This is a genomic window from Bacillus sp. KH172YL63 (assembly GCF_011398925.1).
In the GTDB taxonomy this organism is placed as follows: Bacteria; Bacillota; Bacilli; order Bacillales; family Bacillaceae_B; genus Rossellomorea.
Genome location: NZ_AP022842.1, coordinates 2,502,767 through 2,524,617 on the forward strand (window position 1 = coordinate 2,502,767; position 21,851 = coordinate 2,524,617).

The 21,851-nt window shown below is 43.5% G+C and carries 30 protein-coding genes; 6 read left to right on the forward strand and 24 right to left on the reverse strand.

Features of this window, described 5'->3' with window-relative positions; all coding sequences use genetic code 11:
• Positions 1-3: 3 nt before the first annotated feature.
• On the reverse strand, positions 4-294 hold the full coding sequence (locus KH172YL63_RS12740) for a hypothetical protein (protein ID WP_173106457.1): 291 nt from the start codon (positions 292-294) through the stop codon (positions 4-6).
• A gap of 69 nt (positions 295-363) precedes the next feature.
• Here KH172YL63_RS12740 and KH172YL63_RS21630 point away from each other — a divergent pair, with 69 nt between their 5' ends.
• Positions 364-612 (forward strand): DNA alkylation repair protein, encoded by a 249-nt coding sequence (locus KH172YL63_RS21630; protein WP_232066015.1) that lies wholly within the window; start codon positions 364-366, stop codon positions 610-612.
• Positions 613-667: 55 nt separating this feature from the next.
• Here the strand turns inward: KH172YL63_RS21630 and KH172YL63_RS12745 are convergent, their stop codons facing one another.
• The 5 genes from KH172YL63_RS12745 to KH172YL63_RS12765 form a co-directional block, all read right to left on the reverse strand.
• Positions 668-2,281: an MDR family MFS transporter gene (locus KH172YL63_RS12745; RefSeq protein ID WP_173106458.1), complete on the reverse strand. Its 1,614-nt coding sequence runs from the start codon at positions 2,279-2,281 to the stop codon at positions 668-670.
• A gap of 158 nt (positions 2,282-2,439) precedes the next feature.
• On the reverse strand, positions 2,440-2,865 hold the full coding sequence (locus tag KH172YL63_RS12750) for a MarR family winged helix-turn-helix transcriptional regulator (RefSeq protein ID WP_232066016.1): 426 nt from the start codon (positions 2,863-2,865) through the stop codon (positions 2,440-2,442).
• Between the two features lie 85 nt (positions 2,866-2,950).
• Entirely contained in the window at positions 2,951-3,310 is a 360-nt protein-coding gene (locus KH172YL63_RS12755; protein ID WP_173106459.1) for a DUF2085 domain-containing protein, read from the reverse strand.
• Between the two features lie 12 nt (positions 3,311-3,322).
• Positions 3,323-3,610, reverse strand: a complete 288-nt coding sequence (locus KH172YL63_RS12760; protein WP_173106460.1) for a hypothetical protein — start codon at positions 3,608-3,610, stop codon at positions 3,323-3,325.
• An 18-nt stretch (positions 3,611-3,628) separates the two neighbouring features.
• On the reverse strand, positions 3,629-4,552 hold the full coding sequence (locus KH172YL63_RS12765) for a CobW family GTP-binding protein (RefSeq protein ID WP_173106461.1): 924 nt from the start codon (positions 4,550-4,552) through the stop codon (positions 3,629-3,631).
• A gap of 256 nt (positions 4,553-4,808) precedes the next feature.
• Here KH172YL63_RS12765 and KH172YL63_RS12770 point away from each other — a divergent pair, with 256 nt between their 5' ends.
• The gene (locus KH172YL63_RS12770) at positions 4,809-5,534 is read left to right on the forward strand and encodes an AlbA family DNA-binding domain-containing protein (RefSeq protein ID WP_173106462.1); all 726 of its coding nucleotides are present in this window, start codon (positions 4,809-4,811) and stop codon (positions 5,532-5,534) included.
• 159 nt (positions 5,535-5,693) lie between these two features.
• On the opposite strand, the gene KH172YL63_RS12775 is transcribed toward KH172YL63_RS12770, so the two are convergent.
• From KH172YL63_RS12775 to deoD, 8 genes are all read right to left on the reverse strand, one after another.
• Positions 5,694-7,151 (reverse strand): lmo1851 family serine protease, encoded by a 1,458-nt coding sequence (locus KH172YL63_RS12775; RefSeq protein WP_232066017.1) that lies wholly within the window; start codon positions 7,149-7,151, stop codon positions 5,694-5,696.
• Positions 7,152-7,282: 131 nt separating this feature from the next.
• Positions 7,283-7,855 carry a YitT family protein gene (locus KH172YL63_RS12780; protein WP_173106464.1) on the reverse strand — a complete coding sequence of 191 codons (573 nt, stop codon included), beginning with the start codon at positions 7,853-7,855 and terminating at the stop codon, positions 7,283-7,285.
• A gap of 112 nt (positions 7,856-7,967) precedes the next feature.
• Positions 7,968-9,077 carry a GerAB/ArcD/ProY family transporter gene (locus KH172YL63_RS12785; RefSeq protein ID WP_173106465.1) on the reverse strand — a complete coding sequence of 370 codons (1,110 nt, stop codon included), beginning with the start codon at positions 9,075-9,077 and terminating at the stop codon, positions 7,968-7,970.
• A 12-nt stretch (positions 9,078-9,089) separates the two neighbouring features.
• Complete coding sequence (locus KH172YL63_RS12790; protein WP_173106466.1) at positions 9,090-9,317, reverse strand: hypothetical protein; 228 nt, start codon at positions 9,315-9,317, stop codon at positions 9,090-9,092.
• Positions 9,317-10,516, reverse strand: a complete 1,200-nt coding sequence (locus tag KH172YL63_RS12795) for a Ger(x)C family spore germination protein (RefSeq protein ID WP_173106467.1) — start codon at positions 10,514-10,516, stop codon at positions 9,317-9,319. The genes KH172YL63_RS12790 and KH172YL63_RS12795 overlap by 1 nt, the downstream gene beginning before the upstream one ends.
• Positions 10,517-10,538: 22 nt before the next feature.
• Positions 10,539-12,119, reverse strand: coding sequence for a spore germination protein (locus KH172YL63_RS12800; protein WP_173106468.1), 1,581 nt, complete (start codon positions 12,117-12,119; stop codon positions 10,539-10,541).
• 189 nt (positions 12,120-12,308) lie between these two features.
• On the reverse strand, positions 12,309-13,154 hold the full coding sequence (locus KH172YL63_RS12805) for a M15 family metallopeptidase (RefSeq protein ID WP_173106469.1): 846 nt from the start codon (positions 13,152-13,154) through the stop codon (positions 12,309-12,311).
• A gap of 138 nt (positions 13,155-13,292) precedes the next feature.
• Positions 13,293-13,997 (reverse strand): purine-nucleoside phosphorylase, encoded by a 705-nt coding sequence (gene deoD, locus KH172YL63_RS12810; protein ID WP_173106470.1) that lies wholly within the window; start codon positions 13,995-13,997, stop codon positions 13,293-13,295.
• 128 nt (positions 13,998-14,125) lie between these two features.
• Between deoD and KH172YL63_RS21750 the strand changes: the two genes are divergently transcribed.
• Together KH172YL63_RS21750 and KH172YL63_RS12815 are read left to right on the forward strand one after the other, a co-directional pair.
• On the forward strand, positions 14,126-14,248 hold the full coding sequence (locus KH172YL63_RS21750) for a hypothetical protein (protein WP_269475152.1): 123 nt from the start codon (positions 14,126-14,128) through the stop codon (positions 14,246-14,248).
• Positions 14,249-14,266: 18 nt separating this feature from the next.
• Positions 14,267-14,410, forward strand: coding sequence for a hypothetical protein (locus KH172YL63_RS12815; RefSeq protein ID WP_173106471.1), 144 nt, complete (start codon positions 14,267-14,269; stop codon positions 14,408-14,410).
• A 207-nt stretch (positions 14,411-14,617) separates the two neighbouring features.
• Here the strand turns inward: KH172YL63_RS12815 and KH172YL63_RS12820 are convergent, their stop codons facing one another.
• From KH172YL63_RS12820 to KH172YL63_RS12840, 5 genes are all read right to left on the reverse strand, one after another.
• Positions 14,618-14,938, reverse strand: a complete 321-nt coding sequence (locus KH172YL63_RS12820; protein WP_173106472.1) for a YodL domain-containing protein — start codon at positions 14,936-14,938, stop codon at positions 14,618-14,620.
• Between the two features lie 96 nt (positions 14,939-15,034).
• Entirely contained in the window at positions 15,035-15,805 is a 771-nt protein-coding gene (locus tag KH172YL63_RS12825) for a sporulation protein (RefSeq protein WP_173106473.1), read from the reverse strand.
• A 180-nt stretch (positions 15,806-15,985) separates the two neighbouring features.
• On the reverse strand, positions 15,986-16,456 hold the full coding sequence (locus KH172YL63_RS12830; protein WP_173106474.1) for a protein kinase domain-containing protein: 471 nt from the start codon (positions 16,454-16,456) through the stop codon (positions 15,986-15,988).
• A 3-nt stretch (positions 16,457-16,459) separates the two neighbouring features.
• Positions 16,460-16,621 (reverse strand): hypothetical protein, encoded by a 162-nt coding sequence (locus tag KH172YL63_RS12835; protein ID WP_173106475.1) that lies wholly within the window; start codon positions 16,619-16,621, stop codon positions 16,460-16,462.
• Between the two features lie 17 nt (positions 16,622-16,638).
• Complete coding sequence (locus tag KH172YL63_RS12840) at positions 16,639-16,803, reverse strand: hypothetical protein (RefSeq protein WP_173106476.1); 165 nt, start codon at positions 16,801-16,803, stop codon at positions 16,639-16,641.
• A 112-nt stretch (positions 16,804-16,915) separates the two neighbouring features.
• On the opposite strand from KH172YL63_RS12840, the gene KH172YL63_RS12845 reads away from it, so the two are divergent.
• Positions 16,916-18,007 carry a DUF2515 family protein gene (locus KH172YL63_RS12845; RefSeq protein ID WP_173106477.1) on the forward strand — a complete coding sequence of 364 codons (1,092 nt, stop codon included), beginning with the start codon at positions 16,916-16,918 and terminating at the stop codon, positions 18,005-18,007.
• A gap of 110 nt (positions 18,008-18,117) precedes the next feature.
• On the opposite strand, the gene KH172YL63_RS12850 is transcribed toward KH172YL63_RS12845, so the two are convergent.
• Positions 18,118-18,294 (reverse strand): YozD family protein, encoded by a 177-nt coding sequence (locus KH172YL63_RS12850; protein ID WP_173106478.1) that lies wholly within the window; start codon positions 18,292-18,294, stop codon positions 18,118-18,120.
• A gap of 124 nt (positions 18,295-18,418) precedes the next feature.
• On the opposite strand from KH172YL63_RS12850, the gene KH172YL63_RS12855 reads away from it, so the two are divergent.
• Complete coding sequence (locus tag KH172YL63_RS12855) at positions 18,419-18,589, forward strand: hypothetical protein (RefSeq protein ID WP_173106479.1); 171 nt, start codon at positions 18,419-18,421, stop codon at positions 18,587-18,589.
• On the opposite strand, the gene KH172YL63_RS12860 is transcribed toward KH172YL63_RS12855, so the two are convergent.
• The 4 genes from KH172YL63_RS12860 to ablA all read right to left on the reverse strand — a co-directional run bounded on the left by KH172YL63_RS12860 (position 18,573) and on the right by ablA (position 21,775).
• Positions 18,573-19,229, reverse strand: coding sequence for a hypothetical protein (locus KH172YL63_RS12860; RefSeq protein WP_173106480.1), 657 nt, complete (start codon positions 19,227-19,229; stop codon positions 18,573-18,575). The genes KH172YL63_RS12855 and KH172YL63_RS12860 overlap by 17 nt on opposite strands.
• 517 nt (positions 19,230-19,746) lie before the next feature.
• Positions 19,747-19,971, reverse strand: a complete 225-nt coding sequence (locus tag KH172YL63_RS12865) for a YozE family protein (protein WP_173106481.1) — start codon at positions 19,969-19,971, stop codon at positions 19,747-19,749.
• 93 nt (positions 19,972-20,064) lie between these two features.
• Complete coding sequence (locus KH172YL63_RS12870) at positions 20,065-20,340, reverse strand: YokU family protein (RefSeq protein WP_197747096.1); 276 nt, start codon at positions 20,338-20,340, stop codon at positions 20,065-20,067.
• Positions 20,341-20,344: 4 nt separating this feature from the next.
• Positions 20,345-21,775: a lysine 2,3-aminomutase gene (gene ablA / locus KH172YL63_RS12875; RefSeq protein WP_173106483.1), complete on the reverse strand. Its 1,431-nt coding sequence runs from the start codon at positions 21,773-21,775 to the stop codon at positions 20,345-20,347.
• Positions 21,776-21,851 lie beyond the last annotated feature (76 nt).

Genomic DNA, 21,851 nt, shown 5'->3' on the forward strand with positions numbered 1-21,851 from the left:
GGTTCATCCCTGTGCATCGGTGCCATTCTTTAGCTGTGAAGCGAGCTCAATATGGAGCTGAATCAATACCACTTTTTCTGAAGAAGATAAATCCGATTCGATAATACGGCTCGTTGCGAATAAATATTTCTCCGGTATCGATTTACGTACTCTTGGATGACTGTTCCTGTCTTCAAGTTCCCGCATGATCGCTTCTTTTAATATCTCTTCAGGTGACTTACCCTTGTCCAAAAGCGGACGATTTTTCCACACTTGCCTGTAAGCCTCTAATATTTCATCAAATGAACCCGCCATATTCAACATCCTTTACATAAATAGATTATTCATGAAACATACTATAAAAAACGAAGAAAGGTGATGGATATGTCAACACCCTATCGCTGTCCAAGCTGTAAAACGAATCGCACTCGGTTTAACATTATACAACAAGTATCCCAGAGTGTGAAACTCGATCCTGCATCAGGTGACGTAGTGCAAAGCTATGAACAGGGGCAAACCGAGCCCTTTCATCTTGCATACAATGGCCCAGAAGTAAAAGTTCAATGTGCTGCATGCGGACTGGTTGAGGATGAAATGACCTTCAAAAAATTCGGGGAATCGAATATGTCATGAAAAAAAGGGTAACCGGCCTGATTGGCCGGTTACCCTTTTGCCCATGCAATCATCATTAATGATTGGAAGCATCTTTCAATGTTGTTTCACTTTCTTCTTCATCTTTATTAGACATACGCAATGGAATTTCTTTCATAAAGAAGGTCAGAACGAAACCGACCAGGAGGATGATGGCACCAATGAAGAATACGTTGGTCAACGCAAAACTCAATGATTCCCTTACACCCTCTAACACTTTAGCATAAATGCCTTGAAATTCAGGCGGCAAAGTTGTTTGGAGTTCTTTTAATTTTTCACTGTTCATGATGTTTTGAGGATCCTGAAGCTTTTGCATCACTTCTGCCGTACTCGGATCTCTCAATAATGGGGAATCCTTCACCCCAGACATCTTCTCTTGTATCTTTGATGTCATCGATGAATTCATGACTGTTCCCATGATGGCGACACCAATCGTCCCGCCGATTTGTCTGAACAATTGTGTGGCAGCAGTTGCGACACCAAGGAATTTATGTTGAACAGCGTTTTGAACTGTCAGCGTGAAGACTGGAAAACTGAGCCCTAAACCTGTCCCGACGACGATGATATTCATCAGTGCAGTGGCATTGGTCGTGTCAGTATCCATGAAGGACAGAAGGACCATACCTGCACTCATGACAAACAAACCAATCAATGCCAGGATTTTATACTTTCCGGTCTTTGTAATGATCTGACCGCCCACTGTGCTGGCAATGACCATACTCAGCGTCATCGGCATCATCACAAGCCCTGATTTGGTGGCGGAAGTACCCATTACGCCCTGGATGAAGAAAGGCATATACATGATCGCCCCGAACATGCCTGCTCCGAGTATGAATCCGATGATGTTTGACAGCGTGAATATCTTATTCTTGAATAATTGAAGGGGAAGGACAGGGTTGCTCGCCCTCTTTTCCGTTATAATGAACAGAATAAGTGACACGACTGCAGCCACTAGCAAGCCGATGATCGGAAAGGACACCCAGTCATAGTCTTTTCCTCCCCATGTAAAGGCAAGCAATAATGGGATGATCGTCAGCGTCAACATGATGGAACCGAGATAGTCGACCTTTAATCCTCTTTTCGGTGCTTGTGAAGGGAACATCTTATAGATCATCCCAAAAGCAATGAAACCGACCGGAAGGAAGACCCAGAATACCCAATGCCAATCAGCATTATCGACGATCCATCCGCCCAATGTTGGTCCGAATACACTTGCAAGGCCAAACACACTGCTCATCAACCCTTGCCATTTCCCTCTTTCCCGTGGGGAGAATAGATCTCCTACGGCAGTGAATGCTGTTGACATGATCATTCCTGCACCAAAGCCCTGTATCCCCCTGAAGATGATCAGTTGAATGATCGAGCCCGACAGGCCGTTTAAGAATGATCCGATCATGAATACAGCAATTCCAAGTAAAATGAAAGGTTTCCTTCCATACATATCAGATAATTTCCCTACCAGAATCGCTGTCACTGAACTGGTAAGCATGAAAATAGTGAATACCCAGCTGTAATATTCGATTCCGCCGATTTCAGAAATGATTCTCGGCAGCGCAGTCCCGACGATGGTTTGGTTCAATGCTGCGAACAGCATGGCTGACATGATCGCGATCATGATCATGACTTTTTTTCGATGTTCTAAATGCTCCATAATCTCTGTCTCCTTACTATTTATGTGATGAATAATTAACTTTATTAAGTAAATGAGCATAATTGAAGGGATGACCTTTTGACGGTCAACCCTTTTTATTTTGTATAAAGTGCTGTGATTCTATCATTCTGCGAACGATTTCGTTAGATACATATCGTTCATTGGCGGGTAGATGAACTTAATAACTTTTCAAACAGTTTGATGAAGTCGTTTATTTCCTCTTTATCAAACGTCTGGAATAGTTGCTGAAAATATTGGGACTTCTTCTCCTCGCACTGCGCGAGTACTTCCCGTCCTTCCGATGTCAGAGCAAGCTCTACAACCCGGCGGTCTTCATTGGACCGCTGTCTCGTTATATAATCCTTTTCCGCTAAAGCATCTGTAATCGAGGTGATATGGCTGGCGGAAACCTCCATACGCTTAGAAATTTCCGAAGACTTTAAGGCACCATTCTCGCCAATGAGTTGAAGCACCCTGAATTCCCCATTTGATATGAACTCCCCGAATATGTTTCTGATATCCGCTTTCATCATTCTAAAAACAGATCTGAATAACCCTTCTAATTCAAACAATTCTTTTCCCACTCAAAATCGACCTTCCCTACACTCAATAAATACTTCACTTAGTTAACTACTTTATCATATCCATTCTGTTTCCATCTGTCAATCATTATGCCCCTGTCACCATCATAATGAGCCGGACGACTTCCCTGGCACTCCATACAATGAATGTCGCAAGACCTGTTCCGCACAGTACGCCCGTAAAAAGGCGCAGCCCATTGGTACTTGTCCGCCATCTCCACTTCTGGGTAAACCCATCCAGCAATAAGGGAACGGTAAGCATCATCACAATGATCATGCTTGTCCCCAGCCCTTCAGGAGTGACAAACCAAGCTGCGGGTATGGCGAGCAGTAGGCCTGTGAGGATCCCCATGCATCTGTAGCAAACCGGAAACTGCCATCCCCTTATGATAAGGGAACGTTCAGGCATGCGGTGGCAGGGCATGAATGGTTGTGTAAAGATCCTCAACCCGTTCACTCCCTATGGACTGCAGTCCGGGGTACAATCACAATCCGGAGAGTCACAATCAAATTTATGGGATCGGGGAGCCGGCAGGCAATCAGGGGAATAGATCGCACAATCCCAACAGTCGTTCGTCCGCTTCTCCCCTTTCCGCTGGTACTTCATGACCGTGGCAACAAACAGGACGATACTGAGCCCGATCAAACCGATGAAAACAGCAAGTTGAAGATTCGTTTCATAGACGCTTAAACCATATATACCTGCAATAAACAAAATGAGTTCAATACTAAACAGTAGAAATACCATAATCAGACGCCCAGCCCCTTAGCTTTCCTGAGTATCGATCTCCTGTAACCCTTGTATGATTTCAGATTTATGTAAATCTTCTCCGATTATGACAAAATTGGTCGGATATTTCATCTCCCCAGGCATGAACAACGGCATTCCGTATGAATATTGGAACAACGTTGGATTTTTCCTTCCCTGTAAAGGCACATACCCTTTCATGCGGTAAATCGTGTCCGGCTGTTTTTTCACCCAGTCTTCAAATGCTTCCCCTTTGACGGTCCCTTTGAATGTATAAACGATGGCCTGTAAAGCAAGGTGTTCTCCGATAGAAGATTTATCGTATTGACCGATGCTTTGTTCGGTCTGCAGAGACAAGATATCCTTCATCGACACTTTGGAATAGTTTGTCAGGTACACCTTGGCATTTTTGTTCAACTGTTGCAATTCGTATGCAAACGTACCCTGCTCCATTTCTGAAAGCAAATCCATTTTATTCGCTACGATAAATTGAGCATGGCGGATCTGCTCTCTCATCAAGTGTAAAACAGCAGGACTGAATTCTCCCCTGTTTTTCCACTGTAAGCCATCGACAATGGTGATGATCCCCCTGAATTCGAAACGATCGGCAAACAGTGGAGACAGGATGGAATCCACTACTTCCACCGGGTGGGCCGCCCCTGTCGTTTCAATGACCAAAACGTCAAAATCTTCGTTCAGAAGAAGTTCTTGCAGTTGGGACTCCAGTTTTTCTGAAATTGTGCAGCAAATGCAGCCATCCAGGAGCTCTCTTAAGGCGGTGTCCTTTTCAACCGTATCGCTGTCTATCGACACGCTTCCCAATTCATTCATCAGGACAGCAGGTTTTTTATCAGCATCCTTCAAGGATTGCAGTAATTGTTTTAATAACGTCGTCTTCCCGCTCCCGAGAAATCCGGACAATATGTATACATCCTTTTTCATATAACCTTCCTCTCTATTGATTCTATCCATATTCTATTAGAAACTGCCCGGGAACACAACGGACTGTTGAAGCCGGGGGAGATAAATATAGAGGAATGCCATCAGATTGAGCGATTTATACCCTTCCTTCGCATACAATGAAAATAAACCACATGACCGAATGACTTTCTCAGGGAAACACGTTCATGATGATTCACTATACGGACGCATTTAAATCATTGTATCTTGAAGATCTATTCAAAAGGTGGGAATGTTCATGTACTATGAGAAGATTGTTCCGCTCAAGTTAAGAGACTTTCTGAAGAATCCTTCTCATGAAACATTGAAGGATCTCTTGCTTCATAATACAGGGGAAACAGACTATGTGGATTTCAAGTCTGATTGGATCGAGTTCACCAAAATGGCTAAACACATCCTGGCGATCGCGAATACCGGCGGCGGCTGCATCATTGTCGGCGTCATGCAGTTCGATGACGGATCAGTGGATCTGAAGGGACTTGCAGAGGAAGAATTTTTAGATAAAGCAGATGTGGACAATAAACTCCAGCACCTACTCCCTAAGTATTTACGCTACCGGACTGAAGACTTCATTTTCCCGGAGGGCATACATCCTTTGGTGAACCATAAACGCTTTCAGGTTCTTATCATCGATTACGATCCGAGATATGTTCCCTATACCTCCATTGTCACCCGTGGGGAACTGCGCTACGGTGCCATCTATGCCAGGCAAGGAACAAAGACCATCGAAGCGACCCACGAGAAGTTGGTGGACGTCATCCTGCGGAAAGTTCAATCAGGAGGCTCTGACAGTGAGGAAAGAACTTTAAAAGAGCATTTGGAACATCTTAAGATCCTCCACCATGAATATGACTCAGCTGAAGATGCAAAGTACAAGAAATACCTCCATGATTTGATTCTGCGAAAAATGAAGAAGATTGAACAATTTCTTGATCTGGACTCTGCTGAACTTCATTCATGGTGATGGTCGGTGACCTGGCCCTTATTCTCAAAGCTATAAAATGGGTCGGATTTTTTACGGGCAAAGGATCTATCCATAAACATTCCAGCAGAGAGCGGGCAATGTCTGTTTATCATACAAGTAAAAAGGACCCCAGGCATTTCACCTGAGATCCTCTTTATCTTACTTTTTATTGAGTTCTTCGATCGCTTTGTTTAACTGAGGGTCATTTTCCTGAAGCATTTCTCTCAGCTTTGTCATCAGCTTCGTGATTGTCTCCCCATTCAGTGTACCTGTTTCTTTCAACCCGTTTTCCTGTTGGAATGTCTTTACGGCACTAGTTGTATCTTCATCGAAGTATCCGTCGACGTTTCCAGGATTCAAATCCAGGGCATTCAGCATTTGTTCCGCTGTCTTCACCTGGTCTGATAAGTCTGATTCCTTCAGTTCCTTTTCAGGGTTGATATATGGCAATTGTGCATAATCCGGCATCTTCACTTCGATATCAGGCTTTATGCCTTTTTCATGAATCCAGTTCCCTTCAGGCGTCAGCCATTTAGCCGTCGTGAATTTCATGTTGGACCCGTCTTCAAAAGTTTCGGCAGTTTGCACGGTACCTTTACCGAATGTTTTCGTACCGATGAGCAGAATATCGTTGGATTCGCTGACAGCGGCAGACAGGATTTCAGCTGCACTTGCGCTGCCCTCATCGACCAGTACCACTGCAGGGACATCGACCTTTTGTCCGGATTCAGACACATACTTTTCAACTTTTCCGTTGTTATCTTTCACCTGGAACAGCACTTCGCCTTCCGGAACAAACAGATTTGAAATTTTGACAGCTTGATCCAGCAGGCCGCCCGGATTTTGTCTAAGATCGAGGACGAGTTTTTTCATCCCTTTTTCATTCATCTCATTAAGGGCTTCTGTCAGCTCTTTATATGTGTTTTGTGAGAAGCTTGTAATCTGGATTTTAGCGACACCATTATCCTGCATTTCAGCATAAACCGTTTCAATCGGGATTTCATCACGTGTGATGGTCACATCCATCGGCTTTTCCTGACCGGCCCGTTGAATCGTCAGTGTCACTTTTGTCCCTTTTTCACCACGGATCAAGAGGACAGCGTCCGTCACACTCATACCTTGAATGCTCTTGCCGTCGACCTTCGTGATGGTGTCGTTTGGCTGAAGGCCGGCTTTTTCTGCAGGTGATCCCTTGATCGGCGACACGATGGAGATGTATCCTTCCTTCTCTTGGATTTCCGCACCGATTCCCTCGAAGGAAGATGAGATGCTTTCATCAAATCTCTTCGCTTCTTCCTGGTTCATGTAATCTGAATAAGGATCCCCTACGCTGTCAATCATCCCATTGATCGCGCCGTTTACGAGGTCCTCCTTATCCAATTCCTTGTAGTAGTCCTGATTCAACTTATCATAAGCTTCATACAGTTTTTGAAACTCTGAGCGTTCTGTCACGCCCACGTTGACGGCTTTCTCATCTCCAAATGCCAGTGCAAACGTCGTGATGCCCGCCGTCGCAAACACAAGGAAAAAGAGAAGCATAACAAATTTGAATTTTTTCATTTTAATAAAGCTTGATTGATTGTCTTGTTGTGACTGTTCTGTATTTTCGTGTTCCAAAGCTTCCACCACTTTCGTTGCTATGTATCTTGTGTGAATTTCGTTTAGAATATCATGAAACCGTGTACTGAGCAATCCTAAGCTCATAACTTCTTTATTCTATCAGCTTTTCTCCGACAGCGAAAGGAAAATCACCCTCCCTCCCTTTGATGTGTCAGGATGGTTGTGAAAAAACCGACTGAACTGACCGCCAATAATGAATATAAAAATGCTTCCGTCCCGATGATGGGCCAGCCGATCAGAAGGACGATCGTATCAAAAATAAAGATCAGCTTTCCCACGTTCAAGCGGAAGCTCTTTCCGATCAGTTGGGCCAGTAAATCTGAGCCTCCCGTAGCAGAATCGCCCCGCAGCATCAGGCCGATTCCAATCCCGACAACCCCGCCTCCAATCATCGCACTCATCAACGGAGGGAGCGTAAAGGATGCACTGTAGTGGTGAAAGAAGTCGATCATCATGGAAGAAAGCCACAAACCATGGACACTGTTATAAAAGAGGGTTCTATTCTTAAAGAAAGCGAATATATACAAGGGCACACTAAATAGGATGATGGTCAGTCCCGGCTTGAACCCAAACCAGTAATAGGCTATAAGCCCGACACCGATCACCCCCCCGTCAAGGAAATGATGAGGAACGAAGAACATATTGATCCCTATACCTAGAAACATACTGCCAGCAATGATGACAAGAAAGGTCCTGAACATCTTTTCACCCACTTCACACAAATCGGACAGCCTTACTTCTTGTATATGTGGGTATGTGTGAGTTCATTAATGAAATCGGCAATATATTTTTGGCTTCAATAGGATTACGGGGTCATAAAGTACCTTTAGATGAGAATTTATTCTTCAACCGGATGACTATGAAACAAGCCAAAGGGATGACCATTCCGAATAGTAGTGTATACGAAAAAACCACATCATTGACAATCATGGCAAAATAGGCACTGTCAGGAAATACTGAAATGGAAAAATAGAGTACACAAATGCCCAGCGGAAATATGAGGGCCCTATGGTTTGTGAGGTTCATCCATTCCCTCACCCCTTCAACCGAGGAATAAAAGCAGATGCTGACTTTAAAGAACAGGCTAATAATCCAAAGCGCAGCCGCGATGATTTCCAACCTTTGGAGAAAATCTGCAATATTGATTTTTTTCGCTAAAACATAGGTCGGATATTCTAACAATGATGAAAAGGAGTAACCTAATACGAGTATGATCAGGAATGTAATCAGAATCAAAATGGCCCCGCCCATTATTCCTCCGATGATGAATGATTTTCCCACCTTGTTTTTATCGGTTACATAGGTAGAAATCAGGATCAGTACAAACATTTCTAAATATGGTACGGTCAAGATCGGGAATGCGCCTGAAATGATTGATTTCATCCCCTCCCCAAAGACTGGTTCGAGATTTTCTAACTGACCTTCGGGGATAAGAAAAACGATGAGAAAGAACAGTAATAAGATAAATGTAGGGTAAATAGCCTGTGCTGTTCTTGCAAGAACTTCAATCCCTTGCCCGACCCCATACATGATGGGTATTAAAAATAATAGATGAATATAAATCTTCGGGGTTTCCACCATGATTTGCGTCGTCATAAAATCACCTAAGTTACTTAACACTTCACAGGTCAGCAGGATAATAAAGAGAATATAAAGAAAGGAAATCGCTTTCCCTATCCACTTCCCGAATGTTTTCTCAAGCATAAAGAAATACGATTTTCCGGGATGGGATTTGATCAGTCCAATGTATAGAAGGATAATCAGCACCCCCACCGAAACGCCGATCGCACCTGAAATCCAACCGTCTTCTTTACTGGCTGAAATCAAGGCCGGGGGGATCAACAGGATCGAACTTCCCACTGAGAACAGCATGACCAACAGCCTGAATTGCCCCGGCGAAATTTTTTGTACGGGAGCTCCCATGTTTAACACCCCTTAAATAAACCATTTGTTTATCCATTCAGTTATCGGCCGAAATATGAGGACCACTGCATCCAACGGATTCGGGACAGGAAGTTGAAAGGCTTTCGCTGCAAATAATCCGATACCGAAAAGCAATATGCCGCTATAAATTATAAACTCTTTTTTATTCTTTTTTATTTGAGGGTAATCCATTAACATCATCAATGTGGAAATCCCTGTAATCAACAATAATTCAATCATCATCCACCCTCCTTCAGTGACTCCCCAAGCGTGCCGGTATTGTGGATTTTGGCCGTCACCTTCACTGTTGACTTCACGGTTGGAAAGATATCATTCCATTTTTTATAATTCTCCCTCCAATACGCTGCTTCTTTTCTGTGAACCGTACTGCCGAACCCAAGCAGATCTGATTGGAATTCATCTTGAGAAGCCGTAATCGCCTCTTTCACCAATCTCTCTACTTTGCTTTCTAACTTCTTTTCGATGTCAGAATGGATTTTTACATCCACCGGATTCACTTCACATTCTGCGTCTATCAGATTGCCTTCTACCTGTATGTCAATAACCACTTCAGGAGAGCCTTTTCGAATAGATGCTTTACTTTTACTCCCCACACGGATCACTTCAACCGAATACTTTCCTTCTTTGTCATTCGGACAGGAGAAAACTTCAGCTGTACTCTTAATATTCCCTTGGGAGTAGTTATAACCTTTGCTTTGATTTTCATTGAACCACCCGACAAACCTGTCATCCTTGAACACCGCCATATTATCCAGATTCAATTGGGTTGTCGGATTGGATGATTCAGTGTTTGACATTTCTCTACCTGCCTTAATATCTCCATCCACCTTGATGCCAGAAAGAGCCAGTTCTTTACCATCAGTCTTTAAATCCTCCAACAACTCATCAAATTTATAAGAATTAATGGTGCCATAGTGATCACTCGATGAAGCAATCATCGAATGGAGAGAAAGGGCCGGGATCGGTTCAAGTATGGTCAAAATGGATATTACATCTTCAGCGCTGCTTCCCCTCGCTACGCCTACATAAAAATCATTTCTTAATTCATGGTCCCGGATTAAGGGATCAAGGAGACTTTTCAAGCCTCCTTTTACTACCTCTTCGTCCAGGATCAACAGCTGGACATGGGCAAAATATACTTTTCGCGGCGTTGACTGGGTAAGTCTTCTCCACGCCTCGAATAATGTTTCCCCTTCCGCCGATGCAACCCTCACTGTCGGTCCGACGGCACCTTTTTTAGTAGCTTGTGACGAAGAGGTGGGATTGATCAATTGTACTGAGAAGCGATAGCCGTTTTCTGTTTTATCTATGCCGATTGCCAAAGCAATGACCAGTTCATTCAACTCCCTTCGATTCCAGCACCCGGTGAGTAAAAACAATGTCAGCAAAATGATAAAACCTGACTTCATGCGTTTCATTCATCATCAACCTCTCATGCTGTTATTTCTTATCGAAGTTGCCGTCGGACTGCTGTTGATTCATGCCTGAAGAGCCGATCAGCCTTTGCCGTCTCGTTGACCATTTCAGCGGGAAATGAAAAATCGCATCCTTTTGATCTTCCTGATTATATGGGGCAATCGGAGACATGTATGGAACGCCGAATGAACGGAGGCTACACAGATGGATGATCATTAAAAACAGTCCCACCGTCACTCCGAATAACCCGAACGTAGCAGCCAATATCATGAAGGCAAACCTTAGTCCCCTGACGGCGATTGCCAGGTTATAAGCAGGGAATACAAACGTTGAGATCGCCGTTACAGACACGACGATGACCATTGCCGGTGTTACGAAGCCTGCCTCCACTGCCGCCTGTCCGATGACCAATGCACCGACAATGGAAATCGCCTGACCGACGGCTTTCGGCATCCTGATACCTGCTTCCCTGAGGATTTCAAATGTCAATTCCATAATGACAGCTTCCACAAATGCAGGAAAAGGGACACCAGCCCTCTGAGCGGATAAACTGATCATCAGTGGCGTAGGAATAAGCTCCTGATGAAAGGTCTTAATGGCAATAAACAACGAAGGACTTAAAAGGGCGAGGAAAAAAGCAACGTAGCGAAGCAATCTGATCAATCCCCAATCAGTACGCTGATAATAATCTTCTGCAGATTGTAGGAATTGGGGGAAAATTACTGGGACGGTCAATACAAACGGTGTCCCGTCCACAAAGATGGCCACCCTGCCTTCCAATATTCCGGCAGCGACTACATCAGGCCGTTCAGAATTGAAAATGGTCGGAAATGGCGAGAGGGTACTATCCTGTATCAACTCTTCAATGTAGGCACTTTCCAGAATTCCATCTATATCAATTTCATCAAGCCTGCGATGGACTTCCCCTACAACATCCTCACCTGCGACACCCTTCAAATACATCATACTTACATCGGTATGGGTATTTCTCCCGATCACTTTCGTATCATGGCGAAGGTTTACATTTTTTATCTTTCTCCGTATCAATGTCGTATTGGTTCGGATATCCTCAGTGAATCCTTCCTGGGGACCCCGAACGACACTTTGGGTTTTTGGATCGGTTACATCCCGCTTGGTGGGATCTTTGGTCATCGCGATGAGCGACTGGGGATATCCGTCGATCAAAATCGCGGCTTCGCCAGCCAATATATAGGAGAAGGTTTCTTTAAATGTTTCCGTATAGGACACTTCACCACTCGTCATGATAGAATTGCCGCATTCCATCATTAAATCAACTTCAGCTCCGAAATTTCCGTTATTATCAAACCAGGACAGCATTGACTTGATGACTGAATCTTGGATCTGTTGTGCGCCTGCCAATCCTTCAATATGGATTACTGCGATTTTGATCCTATCGTGAGGGTTCAATCTCCTTATAACCAAATCAGAACAATGACCGAACTGCTCTTTGATAAATGATACATTACTTTCGAGATCTTCTTTCATGGCACCTTCAATCGGTTCAAAATCTTCTTCCGTTATTTCCCCAGAGGCATTCCGTTGGTTTTCCTTATTCTTTTTAGAATGAATTTTGAATGGTGCCATGCATGTGTTCACCCCTTATTCAACCTTTTTTTACTAATGTTTACTTATTCATGCCAATTATTCACGTTATTCCCATAGTCAGACTCATCAGTTAGAAGCGTGCGGTTTTTCCGCCGTTATCCCCGTCTAATCATCACTGTATGAACGTAAAAAAGGACCTGCCAACCAGGCAGGTCCTTTTAGAGAGCATTATATTTTTTTCATATTCGTAAAGAATTCTTCAAGCGTCCAATCATTTTCGTGGATCACTTTCGCCGCTTCCATCCCCACATATCTGAAATGCCACGGCTCATATTGATATTGGGTGATGGATACCTTATCTTCCGGGTATCGGAGGATAAATCCATATTTATAAGCATTTTGAGCAAGCCATTTCCCTTCTTTCGTATCGGCAAATTCTATATTCACCTGAAAGTTGTTGCTCTTGCTTGAAATGTCCATTGCCAATCCAGATTGATGTTCACTTTGTCCCGGCGGTGCAACGGCCATCACAGCCTTTTCTTCACCGAATTGGGCGATTTCCCTTTCGAGAAGCATCTTTTGATATTCATATGAACGATAACCGGAAATGGCTGTTAAATAGATTTCCTGTTTTTTTGCATCTGCAAACATTTTTTCCAACTGATCTGCTGCCTCTTTACGCAGCTGGGCTTTCTCCAATTCCTGACTCCCAAATACAAATGGGACATTCGGGCGTACTAAATCAACCGGCTTGTAGGCGTCTAAAGCATACTCCTTATTCACCAGTGCCAAAAGATTAGACGGGTTTTGAATAACCTGCTTGCCGTCAACCACTTTGACTTCATTGAAGTACTGCGCCTCTAACTGCAATTCCTCAGGAATGACTTCTTCAGGAGATTTCTCTGCAGGCTCTTGCGCTTGCTGTTCGTCACCCTGTTCCGGCGTCTTGACAGTTGGTTCCTCTTTCGTTTCCTGCTGTTTTTGGCCAAATAATTGTTCTGACCAATCTTGTACTTGCGAACACCCTGATAGGATCACCAAGGAAGAAGCAGTTACAAAGATGATCTTTTTCATACTTTCACCTAGTTTCTCTCGATTGTTTCCATCCTCCATCTTACCATGTTCGAGAGTGAATGTATGCAGGAGAAACTTCACAAAAGTAAAAAACTGTCCATCCTCCCAAAATGGAAAATGGACAGTTTTTATTCTTCATTACTCTTGGATAGCAGCTTCTAAGGCAACTTCAATCATTTCATTGAATGTCGTTTGGCGTTCTTCAGCAGACGTTTCTTCACCAGTCAGGATGTGGTCACTCACAGTCAGTACTGACAGGGCATTTCTTCCATACTTAGATGCCAGTGTGTATAGAGCGGTTGTTTCCATCTCAATGGCTAAAATGCCGTATTGCGCCCACTTTTCAAATTCTGCGTTGTCATTATAGAACATATCAGCAGTGAAAACATTCCCAACCTTAAGGTTAAGACCCTTTTCAGTACCTGCATCATATGCACGCTTCAGAAGATCGAAGTTGGCTGTCGGAGCATAATCGATCCCGTTGAAAGTCAGTTTGTTCATTTGGGAATCCGTGGATGAAGTCATTGCAAGAATGACGTCGCGCACTTTAACATCCTTTTGGATCGCCCCGCAAGTACCGACACGGATCAGGTTCTTTACGTTGTAACTTTGCATGAGTTCATTGATGTAAATGGAGATGGATGGTACACCCATTCCAGTTCCTTGGACGGATATGCGTTTTCCTTTATACGTTCCCGTGTATCCAAACATGTTACGGACTTCATTGTAACATACTGGATTTTCAAGGAATGTTTCAGCAATGTATTTCGCTCTCAGCGGATCTCCAGGTAATAATACCGTTTCTGCAATTTCATTTTCTTTTGCATTAATATGTACACTCATTCTACTTCCTCCTAACAAGACTGTTGAAACACCATTGTAATCCTTTTTCAAGTCATATGCAACGCTAGTAAATGGAAGGATAGCTTATGAAACATGGGGAAAAGATAATGGCAGAAGGAGGGATATACATGACAAAAGAAAAGATGAGCAAGAAACTGGAACAAGCTGTACAACACGCAAATGAAACCAACCCTTCTACCCGCTCCCGTACACAACCAACTTCGTCAAGAACAGAAAAGCGGAAATCTTAAAGAGGAGGCTGATGGAAAATGGGAAAAAAACACCGGAACCGAATCAATTCACCCAAGAAAAACAATCATATCCCGAGCGATGCGATAGAAGCTGAGCATCAGGCACACGGGAAAGAAAATCAGGCTTCTAATCGCAAAAACGGACCTGGTCATAACGAATAAAGGTTGAAACAGATGCATCAAAAGATCTCCTCCTGCAGTTTCAACAAAACAGTGCGGATGGAGTCTTTGCCTTGTGACGCAATCAGTAATGAATGAAAGAAGCTTGAATACAAAAAAATCCGAACGAGTCATGTACCCAATCACTCGTTCGGATTTACTATGGCTGAAACCCATGTGAATCAGCTTCTTTCCCTTTATTTCAATCTTTCATAGAATAACAATCCGGTTCACTCTTTTCCATCCGTTCGGCTGAAGACGGTAATAGTAATGACCTCTTCTGCCTTCATCAATAAAGACAATATCCCGCGTTGCGATGTATCTGCCTTCATAATCCTTAGGAATCAAGTCTGGCACGTTGAACGTCCTGAAAGTTTCGTATAAGGCTTCTTCATGATTATTTGCTTCAACCGAGAAACGATATACCTTCTCATATCCCTTGTCTTCCCCGTAATGTGGTGTTTGGAAAATCGTCAAGTCATACGTAGATCTCAAGAGCCTGGGACGAATGATTCTTTCAAGTAAAGCCATGAGCACCCCTCCGTCATTATGTTGTACTCATACTATTACACACCGGCCTTGTCGAATCCTTCACAGAAATATAGGAACCTTTGTCGAATCTGCCTGTTAAGCAAATTGATCGATTGCATTTTGAAGGATTGACTCCAGACGTGGCAGATCCGACGTGGAAATCGTCATGCTAATCACGGATTCGTCCATATCCAACGCTTCAGCCAGGAATCCTCCCAAGCCTCTTGCTCGTCTATCCACTTCAAGAAGCAACTCCACTTGCTTTTCAGTTTGATTTAGAAACACAACTTCAAGTTCATCCAATTTACGTTGAAATGGTCCATTCACTGGGACAAATTCATATTCCTGAATGAACGGGTAGCGACCTCTGAAACGGCCTGATGCTTCTTCACACTCCACTTTGCGGATTCTGAAACCAAGGGCCTGAATGGATTCTAAAATGGCATTGGTCAAAGCATTCGGGACGATTTCAATGTAATCTTTATCTTTCGGGTCGACCGCATTTTTAATATCCACTCCCGTTGCTACCCACACCCTCGTGTTCCCATAGGTGATCGGAGTTTCAAATGGTAATGTGAAGGTGAATGACAGCTCCTTCTTTTCATTTTCTTTGATGGTGAATGGCTCTGATATTTGAACCTTCTGAATCGGTGCATAGTCTGTGACTTTCTTATCATCTGATTCCCGGATGTACGTTGTGAACAGTGTGAGGTATATGGCATCTATACTTTGATCTGTATTCCCCCCAGTGATTTCCACAACGCCTTTTACCGTTTCCCCTGCCTGGTAGCTCGATTTTTCGAGTTTGGTATCAACTGTTGCTGCTCCGATTCCGATTGAAGCAAATACTTTATTAAAAAATGACATGTTTTCTTCCCCCTCAATTATCTCTCATTTAAACTATGCAATAAGTTTGACATCTTCTGTATGATCTCTTTACAATCCTGGTAGCCCGGGTCGATCAGCAAAAGTCTGCGGATCACCCTTTTTGTTTCCGGACTGACAGCGAGCTCCTGTTCCCAACATTCTTCTCTTTTCTCTCCAGGATCATAGGATGAATACAATAAGAACAATCAAAAAATGTCCGATTGCATAAAAATCACTTTTATTCGATTTCCCCCGCATATAATCACTATGAGTGAATTTCTCTTCCCCATCACTCTGCCTTTCACATGCAAGCCCGAAATCAATGATGTTCAGGCTTCCCTGATGATAAAGGATGTTTGGAATCCTCAAGTCCCGATGAACATAGCCTTTTTGATGAATCCAATCAACGAGCTCTATCAATTGTAAACCTAACTGTAAGGATTCTGCCTCTGAATACTTTTCTCCTTCTTGAAAGGTCAATTCTTCAAACGTGCGACCTTCCATCTTCCCCATCAACATATAAGGTGTCCCGTGAACATTCCCACTTCCGAAAAAAGCCGGAAATTGGGGGTGAGTCAGAATTTGAAGCGCTTTGACTTCATTTTCGACATATTGGACGTGATTGGAAAATAACTTTTTGTATGGGCGCAATCTCTACAAAATCGCAGGATCACCGTCTGGGAGCCTGACCGAGTATGTGGATCCATAGCTTCCGCTGCCCACATAGGAGATGATCTGCAGGCCATCCATCGATTGACCCGGCTTCCACCTTTGTTCAAAAACATTGATCAGCATGCGCCAGAGAACTTGGATCATTGATCTGCACTCAATCGTCAGCTGCTGAAGAAGCTTGAGAAATAGCTTTTGCTCTTATGTTTTTTGTAGTGCTTATATCCATAATGTTGGTGTTTTGTTTTTTTATATTTTTTCCACCCGTCACTGGAGCTGTGATGATGATGCTGAGACGCAAGTAAACGTTTGATGATTTTTTTAAACATGGTAAAACCTCCTAAAGTTTAGTTTATCATCATGATCTATATACGTTTTGAATGACCGCTTGGTTTCAGTCAACCTATAATTGCTCAATCTGCCTGAAAGAGGTGTCATCAAATGATCATTCCAGACTGCTTTTTCAACCATTGCAAAGGCCGTAGGAATCACAGGATACCTGTACTCCAAGAAAGTGAAATCATCCAGTTGTATGAGAATATCAGACAACTTCCTTCTTTGGACATTTACTACTCTCATGACCTCAAGGTGTATGATGAAATTTCGGAAAAAGTAAAAGCTGGGAACAGGGATAATGTGACAAGGACCACTTTCTATCTTTCATTTTTCAATAAACATCCTGACATTCATTGGGCATTTCTTGCACACATGGTTTCAAGAAATGCAGGATATCACATGACTGACATCCGAAGCCGTTTGCTCTCCGCATTTTTGACGGAAAGGGAACAAGCCGATTTGTTCTCGTTTCTTGATTTATGTAATGCTGCAATCTTCCGGGATGCTTTCCCTCAATTGTTACTGTATGAAAAGTGGAAGGAAACGGGCCGAACATTCTTTCACCTTTTAAGGAAGTTTCATGTGTCCGCGTTCATGAGGACGGTTTGGGATCGGTTTCTCTCGAATGGGAACCAATCGATGTTAACTGTCGCGATGATCATGAACGAGCAGCATATGGTCGAAAACAGGATACTACTGCAACCTGAGGTCAATTTCGGAGTGGAAAAATGGAAATTCCTCCTGCAGGATCGATTGGAGTTTGCCTCCATTCTATTCCCCCATGGAGAGCGCCATCCGCTTTCCCTTGCAGGGCATGGGGTATCCCACTTTGAGCAGGTACATCGGAGGATTCTCTTGGGAAAGCGATTGTATCAGATCCTCTTTCATCAATCCGTTTATCCTTCTGCATTGTCTTTTGCCAATCATCATGTCCACACAGGGTCAAGATCTGATTATTGGCCGCACATCTATACAAGCCATGACACTCCTTCCCGGCTGTACAGTCCTTTCTTACGTGATGTTTGGGATGAAAGTGCATTGATTTCTGTTCCCACGTCCGATTGGTTCACCGATCAAACCATTGATGTGATGATGCCACTCTCCTCCTTGCCTACTCCACGGCATTTCTCCATGTCAAAGAAATGGAAAACAAAGACGTCAGTACTTCTCACGCTGAAAAGAGAGCAGCGAAAATAAAGCGCCTCCCATGATTCCTGTCTGAAATCATGAAAGACACTTTAGGGCTAAATTCCGGTATTTGAATGGACGATCTTTGTAGTCGGCCTCTTCTCACAGCCTAAAGAAATCTATTCATCTTCTTCCCATTCTTCATCGATGATGCACTTGGCAATCAGATACTCGAATGTGATATCCGCTATTTCTTCCAGTTCATCTTCTGACGGTACGTATCCTCTTGCAATCAGTTCCTTCATAAAGAACTCTGCAATTTCTTCCGTATCGATAAACACTTCAATCTCCCGCATATGATCGCCCCCTTTGCTTCTCAATTTATGACAATCCCCTTCCAGATATGACAGCAGAAAAAAGTTTTCATAACACCTTTCAGACAAGCATAGACTTTATCATCACAGGAAAAGGGGAGATTCGATGATCACATCATTCACTCAGAAAACGAAAACGCTGTTAAAGGATTTGGAGAACGGGGAGGGCATGATTGTTTCCGGCATGCAGTGGATCCTCCGTATTGTACTGGTGTCGTTCTTGGTGATCAGTGTCCCTGTCTTCCTGTATATCATGTGGCTTATTCCTTCTCTTTGATGGCCGAGGAGGAACTTGTGTGTGCCTTCAGCTGTTCAATCACATAATCCATTTTACTTTTATATTTACTATCCTGAAATAAGAGATAGAGAGTTTTATAGTCATTGTAATGGTCAAGCAGCTGGTCTATCCAACTCGGTTTCGGGGAAGCAGGTGAAAGATGCTTTGCTTTGCCTTCTTTCTTTTGTGGAAACACGAATCCATATTTCTTTATGAATGCTTCGGCCTGCTCCTCATCTGCCACAAGGGTGATTTCGTCTTCATCAGCCTCCAGCCACTCTCCATCGGTTATCCTCATCAACTCATAGATCACGTCTTCCCAAGCGTCATCTTTATATCTCCATATTTCTGTCCTGAATCCCACCACTTTAAAGAGATCCTCATCATAACCTTTCACAACCACAAGGTCACCGAACAGGAATTTATATTCTATATCGATTTGTTCTTGTTCGAAAATATATCCATCATAAGAATCCAGCAGTTCTAATGCCTTCTCCTTGAATAGTCCTTCACTATCGTTCACTTCGTATAAAAATTCTCCGTCAAGCTTCTTAATATCGGTTATTTTCCCGACTGTCCCATAGATGGTTACGACTACCGTTTCCCCTACCCTGAATCTTGGCTCTTTCCGCTTCTTCATTCTCCCCTCACCCTTAATCGCCTTTTTTATATGATATGCAGAAACGATCATATCGGTATACACGAAATCCCTGACTATCTGTTCTTTGGGTAAGAATGAACAATGTCAGGGAAAGCAGATGATTAGGCTTACTGGATTCTTTTGGGACAAGTGTTACATTGTGGCTATTAAGAAAAGAGAGATGCGGTTGATTTCAGCGAGGGATGCTCGCTTTCCGCGGGGATGGCGGTGAGCCTCCTCGGACTTCGTCCTGCGGGGTCTCACCTGTCCATCAGTTCCCGCAGGAGTCGAGCATCTGCAGCGAGAATCAACCATCGAAGATAAAAACCAAAAATCCACTGAATTAACTGATTAAAGTACACTGTCCTTGATTCATTGCTATGGCAATTTTTATTCCGCAGTCTAAAATTACCGTAGATCCCCACATTAACCCTTATTTATACCAATAATCAATGCGAAAAGAGCCTTAAAAAAAGACCTACAATTCTATCTACAATTGCAGGTCCATCCGTACAGTTTAGTTCTTTTCTTCTAATAAATAGGCATCCCATGCCCGGTCGAAAATGGACATACTTTCAAGGTATTGTCCGTTCATTTCCAAATAGGAACTGATCTCATGATATTCTTCCGATTGCTTCGGGAAGCTATGATCATCGTACGCAGCATTCGCGAAATGAGTGATGTCGTCCTTTGCAGCGGGCTGCCTGTATTTCATTAAGTAATGATAAAAGGATTTCCTCATGCGTTCCACCCTACCCTTCTTCAGCTTTTCTAAAAGGATAGCCGAAGAAGGTAAATTCGTAAAGGGATTGAATTCAATGATTCCGCCGAACCTTTAAAAACGGAAATAGTTTTTCTTCAATAACCTTGGAATGGCCATCAGATTGTTGTACTCTATTTCTTTATCGATCGCTCTCGTATCAATCAGCATTAACTGGTCCTCTATTTCATTGATGACCAATTCTTCCTGATATTCCATATCGCAGCGGCTGCATCTGAGGCCGGGAACGTGGGTGATCTGTATGGCACGGGAGCCGTCGGGAAGCTCCCAATATACGTCTGAGCTGAAGGGGGATGCCGTCTTTTCCTCACACCATTCACAGATTTTCAACTCGTTATGACCCATTGTTGTTCGCTTCCTTTTCATCATTCTTTCCCTGGTTCATCTTTTCAAGCATTGCTTTATGCTTCTTCTCCTTCAACTGATCTCTCTTCCCCCTGAAGTCTTTCAATGAATTATGTTCCGGGTTCTCTTCGTATTCCTTTCTTCGTTCGAGGCGTTTGAGCCCGGCCGGTGTCAGGGATGAATGGGTCTGGTTCATCAATCCTGCAATCCCGATGCTTGGCTCCTTGATGTCCTCATCGTGATACACTTCTTTAAAGTAATCATCAGCGCGGCCCGGAACATAATGATCAGGTTCGGGATACGTAGAGATGACACCTTCAAAATTCCGCACGACAACTTTATGTGCGCTTTGTGAGATGAGGTAATTTGGTTGAAGCGAAATTTTACCTCCTCCACCCGGGGCATCAAGCACAAATGTCGGGACGGCATATCCGGATGTGTGTCCCCTCAGGCCTTCGATGATCTCAAGCCCTTTTGATACAGGTGCCCTGAAATGACCGATCCCTTCAGAAAGATCACATTGGTAGATATAATAAGGACGAACGCGGATTTTAACGAGATCGTGCATCAGCTTCTTCATGATCGGAACGCTGTCATTGATCCCGGCAAGGATGACCGCCTGGTTTCCGACCGGAACACCGGCATCCACCAGCATTTCACATGCTTTCTTCGACTCCTCTGTAATCTCGATCGATGTATTGAAATGTGTATTCAGCCATACAGGATGATACTTCTTTAAAATATTACATAAATTCTCGGTGATTCTTTGTGGAAACACAACGGGCGCCCTTGTCCCGATGCGGATAATTTCTACATGGGGAATATCCCTTAAATTCTTCAAGATGTATTCAAGGATCTGGTCGTTGATCAACAGGCCGTCTCCCCCTGAGAGCAAGACATCCCTCACACTCGGGGTCTCCCGAATATAGCCAATGGCTGCATCGAGCTGCTTCTTTGGCACGCCCATCCCAATTTGCCCGGAGAATCTTCTTCTCGTGCAATACCGGCAATACATTGAACACTGGTTGGTTACCAGAAACAATACCCTGTCCGGATATCTGTGTGTCAGTCCTGGTACAGGTGAGTCCTCATCTTCATGCAAAGGATCCTCCAGATCATATTTCGTCTTATGGATTTCTTCTCCGATCGGCACAGATTGCATCCGGATCGGACAACGGGGGTCATCTTCATTCATTAGCCATGCATAGTACGGAGTGATGTTCAAAGGGATGGTTTTTGTCGAAATCCTTACCCCTTCCTCTTCCTCGGGCGTGAGATTCACGACTTTCTTCAAATCATCAAGGGTCCGGATTGTATTTGTCAGCTGCCATAACCAATTGTTCCACTGATCATCGGTAACATCCTTCCAAAGCTCAATATCCTTCCAATCCCTCTTGGGTTTATATAGATTCATTTTCATTTACCCCACCAACTTTCAAAAGGTTACTTACAATCTATCAGGTCCAATACATCAGCATATGATGGAAGAAGGTGTC